The organism is Nocardia sp. NPDC004604 (assembly GCF_040609795.1).
In the GTDB taxonomy this organism is placed as follows: Bacteria; Actinomycetota; Actinomycetes; order Mycobacteriales; family Mycobacteriaceae; genus Nocardia.
Map to the genome: position 1 here is coordinate 1 of NZ_JBEXLC010000265.1, position 6,156 is coordinate 6,156.

Annotated in this window: 8 protein-coding genes and 2 pseudogenes; 5 read left to right on the forward strand and 5 right to left on the reverse strand. The window is 64.4% G+C overall.

The genetic code is table 11. From position 1 onward, the window contains the following. Positions 1-212 (forward strand): annotated as a pseudogene (locus ABZW16_RS42700) (hypothetical protein); the annotation flags it as partial. A 289-nt stretch (positions 213-501) separates the two neighbouring features. Here the strand turns inward: ABZW16_RS42700 and ABZW16_RS42705 are convergent. Continuing rightward, positions 502-1,188, reverse strand: a complete 687-nt coding sequence (locus ABZW16_RS42705) for an SRPBCC family protein (RefSeq protein ID WP_354961872.1) — start codon at positions 1,186-1,188, stop codon at positions 502-504. Between the two features lie 153 nt (positions 1,189-1,341). Between ABZW16_RS42705 and ABZW16_RS42710 the strand changes: the two genes are divergently transcribed. Beyond that, entirely contained in the window at positions 1,342-1,986 is a 645-nt protein-coding gene (locus ABZW16_RS42710; RefSeq protein ID WP_354961873.1) for a TetR/AcrR family transcriptional regulator, read from the forward strand. A gap of 226 nt (positions 1,987-2,212) precedes the next feature. Here ABZW16_RS42710 and ABZW16_RS42715 read toward each other — a convergent pair whose 3' ends face one another. Together ABZW16_RS42715 and ABZW16_RS42720 are read right to left on the reverse strand one after the other, a co-directional pair. Next, positions 2,213-2,338, reverse strand: a complete 126-nt coding sequence (locus ABZW16_RS42715; RefSeq protein WP_354961874.1) for a hypothetical protein — start codon at positions 2,336-2,338, stop codon at positions 2,213-2,215. Positions 2,339-2,581: 243 nt separating this feature from the next. Beyond that, positions 2,582-3,001 (reverse strand): MarR family transcriptional regulator, encoded by a 420-nt coding sequence (locus ABZW16_RS42720; protein ID WP_354961875.1) that lies wholly within the window; start codon positions 2,999-3,001, stop codon positions 2,582-2,584. A gap of 102 nt (positions 3,002-3,103) precedes the next feature. Here ABZW16_RS42720 and ABZW16_RS42725 point away from each other — a divergent pair, with 102 nt between their 5' ends. Further along, positions 3,104-3,925 (forward strand): SDR family NAD(P)-dependent oxidoreductase, encoded by an 822-nt coding sequence (locus tag ABZW16_RS42725; protein WP_354961876.1) that lies wholly within the window; start codon positions 3,104-3,106, stop codon positions 3,923-3,925. 101 nt (positions 3,926-4,026) lie between these two features. On the opposite strand, the gene ABZW16_RS42730 is transcribed toward ABZW16_RS42725, so the two are convergent. Continuing rightward, positions 4,027-4,311, reverse strand: coding sequence for a hypothetical protein (locus ABZW16_RS42730; RefSeq protein ID WP_354961877.1), 285 nt, complete (start codon positions 4,309-4,311; stop codon positions 4,027-4,029). 45 nt (positions 4,312-4,356) lie between these two features. Then, entirely contained in the window at positions 4,357-5,343 is a 987-nt protein-coding gene (locus ABZW16_RS42735) for an AraC family transcriptional regulator (protein WP_354961878.1), read from the reverse strand. Positions 5,344-5,513: 170 nt separating this feature from the next. On the opposite strand from ABZW16_RS42735, the gene ABZW16_RS42740 reads away from it, so the two are divergent. Both ABZW16_RS42740 and ABZW16_RS42745 read left to right on the forward strand, forming a co-directional pair. Continuing rightward, a complete protein-coding gene (locus ABZW16_RS42740; RefSeq protein ID WP_354961879.1) occupies positions 5,514-5,864 on the forward strand; it encodes a carboxymuconolactone decarboxylase family protein in 351 nt (116 codons plus the stop codon). A gap of 49 nt (positions 5,865-5,913) precedes the next feature. After that, positions 5,914-6,060: pseudogene (locus tag ABZW16_RS42745) on the forward strand (3-keto-5-aminohexanoate cleavage protein); the annotation flags it as partial. Positions 6,061-6,156 lie beyond the last annotated feature (96 nt).

Sequence of the window (6,156 nt, forward strand, 5' to 3'; positions counted from 1 at the left end):
CGACCATGGGCGACTGGCTGTCCAAACCCCACGCCAGCGGCGGACTCGCGCTGGGCACCTATGGCACCTCCGCCGCGCTCCTGGCAATCCTGATCGTCGGCATTACCTACAGCTACCGAAAGAGTCAGCGCACGGCCACACCCGAGCACACGGTGGAGCCCACGCACAACGATGACGCCGACACCGCGTCCGACATCCTCGGTACTCGATAGGCGACAGCTGCTACTCTCCTCCGCCGCAGTCGGCCTCGAGCTTTTCGGCGGCGATACATCTCCGACATGGCGCAGTGGCCGCACCTGGCTGTATATCCTCAGCGGTCACCTGCGGCTTGTGCTCGGCGAGCGGACCTGACGCTGTCGCCCGGTGAGTCAGCCGAATTCGACACATCCCTGCCGCAGCGCCGATGGCAGGGTGGTCGAACTTCTCATCCTCTTCGGCCCGCACGGAATGCGCACCGACCCTCGTCGGTCGCTACGGCGCGAGTGCGGCCGATCACTGGCCTCAGGGATGGGCTTCGGCGGTGGTCTTGAGGTCTTTCAACCAGGCTTCGAGGCCTGCTCCGAGGAAGGCGGTGGAGGTGGGTATGTCGGCTTCGACCTGTGCGCCGGTCCAGTTCTCTTCGGTGCGCACCAGCACACCGCCGTCGACTTCGGTGAAGTTCCAGACGTGGATGCCGTTGTCGATGCGCAGTCCGTCGCCGATGGCGGGTCCGCTCCAGCGGATGCAATTGCTCTGCTGCATTTGCTGGACGGAGGAAGTTATGGTCAGGGTGGTGGCAGGGGTGGTGGGGCTGGCGGGCACCGGAGTTGTCCACCGGAACTGCGAGCCCGCCCGCAGTGGTCCCTGGTCCAGACGCTTCATGCTGGTGACGGGCTGCTGCCAGGAGGGCCAGCGTTCCACGTCGCTCTGCAGTTCCCAAATGGTGCTCAGCGGGGCCTTGATAAGGGTCTCGGTCCGGTACCGGATCCGCGCGGCGTCATCGATGCCTGCCCCTTGGCAGGTCAGCGAAGCCGGGTGAGTGGCGTCCCCGGTCGTTGTGGCCTGACCGGTGCTGCCAGTGCGTGTGTCGTTGTTGTCGCTGCTGCACGCGGCGACGGAGGTCAGTGCGACCGCGGCGGCCAGTGGGATCAGGAACAGGGCAGTGCGCGCACCGGCTCGGCGGCGGGGGGTTTGTTGGGTGTTGGACATGGTTGCTCTCCTCGTTCGGGTCTCGGGCCGACTACCTTCGAGTTAGGACCACTCGATTTAGTTAGAAGCTATAACCAAGATGGTGTGAGTGTCAATAAAAAAAGTGATAAGGTCTAACTCGAAGAGGATGCGGAGCCTGAGCGGAGGCGGTTGATGGGAGCGGCTGGGACCAGTTCGCGGGAGCGCTATCGGGCCCAGGTGTGCGACGAAATCAAGCAGCACGCTTGGGCGCAAATCGCCACGGCGGGCGTATCCGGCTTGTCGCTCAACGCGATTGCCAAACACGTGGGTATGAGCGGCCCCGCCCTCTACCGGTACTTCGCCAGTCGCGACGAGTTGATCACCGCACTCATCCGCGACGCCTACCGAAGCCTTGCCGATGCTCTGCGGGCCACATTCGACTCCGGTGCCGACGTGGCCGGGCTGGCCTGCACCGTGCGGGAATGGGCCTTGCGGGACCCGCAGCGGTACTTCCTCATCTACGGCACACCTGTCCCCGGCTACCACGCACCCGAGGACACCACCGAGATCTCATCCGAAATCATGACGGTGCTGATCGAGGCATTCTCCGCGCTGTCCCCGGCAAAGCAGTCGACGCCGTTCGACGCCCACCTCGAGAACCATCGCCGATGGGCCGATGGCCATGCGGTGCCGGCCACGACGCTGCACCGTGCCATATCTTTTTGGACCCGCCTCCATGGCGTTCTCTCGCTCGAACTCGCGGGCCATTTCACCGGCATGGAGTTCGATCCCGCTTTGCTGTTCGCCGACGAAGTGAACACCCTACTGACCCCCTGACCGCGACCGGTTCAAGCGGCGGCCCGGCATCGGCTGCGCCTGCACGATCGCCTCGAATTCGGTCGAACACCCGCGTTGCCGCGTCGTAGTCCCATGACGCCGACGAAATTCCTTGTCTGCCTTGCTGTCCGGCCACGATCGGCGCGCCGGGCAGGTCGGTCGGCCCAGGAGTCGACCTGAATCAGCAATGACCTGCGCCGAATCCGGATGGCCGTGCGCCCCGGCGTCAGGTCGGGCCGAGGCCATCCGGTCGGTCCAGGATGGCGGTGGCTTCGATCTCGACCAGATGCTCGGGGATGTCCAGGGCCGCAACCCTCAGCAGTGTGGCCGGTGGGACCGGGGTAACCCCCAATTTCGGGCTTCGACGGCTGACCGCTGGAGCGCGCACATGCGGCCGGATCGCCGAGGCGCGGCCACAGCCTCGAAAGCCGTTTATTACGACCGGAATCCATGTCAGCCGAGGCGGGCGATCGAGCAGGTCGTAACGACCCCGCCGGGCGACAGCTGGCAAGCGGATACGTCGAACCTCGTCAGACCGGACTGTTCGGGCTCGTAGCGAAGGTAGTGGGCGGCTCGGGCGGGGGTGCGTGTTGTGTCATGCCTCCAATACCAGTCGCAGTAGCTTGCGCAAGGATTCGCGCTGCTCGGTGGTGAGTCGGACCAGTGGGTCTGCGGCGAAGGGCATGCGAGTGCGGAGGTCGGCGGCGGCGGCGCGACCGGCGGGGGTGGCGGCGACGAGTTTGATGCGACGATCGCCCGGGTTCGGCCGCCGTTCGACCAGGCCGCGGGATTCCAGGCGGTCGATGATCGTTGTGACGTTGGAGGGCTCTGCGTGCAGGCGGGCGGCGATGCGGCGCATCGGGACGGGGTCTTCGGCGGCGAGCAGCGCCTTGACCTGGAGCGGGGTCAATTCGTGGGCGGTGGCCGCAGCGTCGGATTCTTGTGCATAGCGGCGGGTGATGGCCGCGAAGAGGCTCAGGACGTCGCTGGCCAGCTCATCCGAAGTGTTCGACATGGAAACCATATCTACCAAGATGCTTGACAACGCGTAATGTCACCATACATAGTTATGAATCATAATAGTTATGTAACATAATCAACCGAGGGATTTGCGAAGATGAGCCCCAAGACCGTCCTGATCACCGGCACCTCCTCCGGCATCGGCCTGGCCACCGCCATCGCCGCCGCGGAGAATGGCTGGCAGGTCATTGCCACCATGCGCGACACCGCCAAGGCGGGCGCGCTGCGCGCGGCTGCGGAGGCGGCCGGTGTGAGCGTCGAGGTCCGGGAGCTGGATGTGACCGACCCCGGCTCGGTCGCGGCCTGCCTGGCCGGGCTCGACCGCCTCGACGCGCTGGTCAACAATGCCGGCGCCGGTCATCTGGGCACGCTGGAGCAGGAGAGCATCGACGACGTGCGCGCCGTCATGGAGGTCAACTTCTTCGGCGTCCTACAGGTCACCAAGGCGGCACTACCCCTGCTCCGCGCGAGCGAAGGGCGCGTGGTGACCGTCACCAGCGTGGGCGGTGTGGTGGGCCAGCCGTTCAACGAGGCCTACTGCGCGGCCAAGTTCGCCGTCGAAGGCTTTATGGAGTCGCTGGCGCCGGTGGCGGCGAGGGTCGGTGTGGCCGTCAGCGTGGTCGAGCCGGGAGCGGTGGCCAGCGAATTCGTCAATAATGTGGCTGGCCGGGACACTGTGCTGGAACAGGTGGGTCCGTATGCGCCCGCGCTGTCGGCCTATCTGGACCGCACCCGCGGTGCCTTCGCAAACGCACAGACTCCGCAAGACGTGGCGACGCAGATGGTCGAACTGCTGGCCTGCGAGCGGCCCGCGTTCCGAACGCTTACTTCGGACACCGCGCGCGCTTTCGTCGGGATGAAGCTCGCCGATTTCGACGGTTCGGCCGTACAGGCGATGACCGGCGCTTGGATCGCCTAGCCGCGCATCGATGTCGGCGGTGAGGATGCTGGTCCGCCTCTCTCGCCGCCGACATCGCGTGAACGCCGACAGATGCGATGTATCCCTACTGTCGTTGTCGTTCACAGACTTTGACGCAAGGTCGAGTGGTCATCGGAGTCGCCTGCGCTGGGGAACGCGACATTCACGGGCTGTGGGCCGACACCGATGGCGATGGCACGTAGTCGTCCCGAAAAGGCCACGCCGACAGCAATGTTCACGTCACGAACCGAGTCGTCGTGCTGCCACCTGCAGCTGACCGCCACCGCAGGTGTTTTCCAGGGCTGGTACAGGAAGTTGGCCAGCGGCCAGCCCAGCGGCCGGGTCGGTCTGGTTGAACTGCGCGAGCAGCTGAAATCGCCGCGCACCCACTGCAGGGTGGCGTCGGGTTGGATCGACTGCCCATGTGCGGGCTATTGGTCTCTGGATCGGCTGGGGCTGGTGCCGGTGTGGTGGCGGAACCATCGGGAGAAGGCGCTGAGTTCGGAGAATCCGAGTTCGGTTGCGATGTCGGTGAGTGTGCGGTCGCGCTGGGTGAGGTAGCGGTGGGCCAGGTCGAGGCGGGTGGTGTCGAGGATGCCGGTGAAGGTTTCCCCGGTGCGGGTGAGGTGTCGATGCAGGGTGCGGCGGTCCATGCCGAGCTTTTGGGCGACAGTGGTGGCCGAGCAGTGTTGGGTCGGGAGCAGCGATTCGATGATGGCGCGCACCTGGTCGGCGGTGGATTCGCCCGACGGAGCCAGTGTTTTGAGGTATTCGCGGGCGTAGGGGCGAAGTACGGGGTGGGCGAGTGGATTCGGGGCGTCGAGGTCGCGGGAATAGCAGACGATGCCATCGAAGTCCTGGTCGAATTCTATTGACGGACCGAGAATCCGGAGGTGGGTGTCGGGGTCGGCCGGCGCCGCGTGGGTGAAGCAGACCGATACCGGGTGCCAGGCGTGGCCGAGGAATTCGCGCAGGATCTGGCAGGTCGCGCCGATCGCGAGTTCTACGGATTGCCGGCCCATCGAGATCTGCGGTGCCGCTTGGATGTGGATGGTGGTCAGGCTGTTGGTTTCGGTCAGCCGAGTGCGGAGCGCTTCGTTGTGCAGGCTGACATAGCGGACCACGATGTGTAGTGCGCTGCGGATATCGGGCTCCTCGCGGGCGACCAGTGCGACCGGACCGAGGTTGGACAGGTCGCGTCGCTGCGCGAGCCGTAGCCCGAAGTCGATGCAGTCCGTTTCCGCTGCCGAGCGTTCCAGGAGTTGGTCGACTGCTTCGCCGGGCAGCCAGGTGTCGCTGGCGGCGAGTCCCGCGGGACCTATCCCGACCGAGCGCAGCAGCAGCATCGGATCCAGCCCGAGCGATAAGGCCAGATCGACATAGCCGGACAGTACGGCACTGCGCACCATCGTCGCCATGTCCACACCCCTTCGGTATGTCCCGGATTGTCAATCTTATTGACCCAGATAGTCAAGCATATCCGAATTGATGCGCATACCGTGACCGCTATCACATTCCGCGCATCACAGGAGCCACCGTGACAATCGAGTCCGCACCGTCGTCCCCGCCCACGCCGACCGTCGATGCCATGCGTGCCGGGAATAGTTGGAACCCGTTGTGGGACAAGCTGTTCGAGTGGGATCCGGAATGGACCGAGCAGTTCATGTCGATGGGTAGTCTGCCGATTCACCGCGGCGTACTGACTCCACAGTTCGTCGAGTTGTTGAGCATTGCGGTCGACGCCGCGTGCACACATATGTACTCCCCGGGAGTACGCCGACATATCCGCGCCGCCCTCGAGCTCGGGGTCTCCCGTGCGGAGATTCTCGCGGTGCTCGAGCTGACCAGTGTGCTGGGCATTCATGCATGCAATGTCGGTGTGCCCATTCTTGCCGAAGAGTTCGACGCGTTCGAGCGTCGCCGCACGGAGCAGCGGTAAAAACCCGCTCCGCACAACCGAATTCGATCAGAATCCAGAAAGGACGATCATGCATTTTCTCGACGATTCGCTGCTACCGGAGAATCAGGAAAAGCTTGTTATTCAGGTGGCCCCGTACGGTCCGGAGTTCTTGCCGGGGGATTCCGATGACATTCCGGTGACGATGGACGAGCAGATCCAGAAGGCGGTGGACTGCTCATACGCGGTTTAGGATTGCCATCTTGTGGTTTAGGTGTAATGCCACCAAGTTCAAGAGCACCGAAACCAGCATTTTCAAGTGCTTTAGGCACTT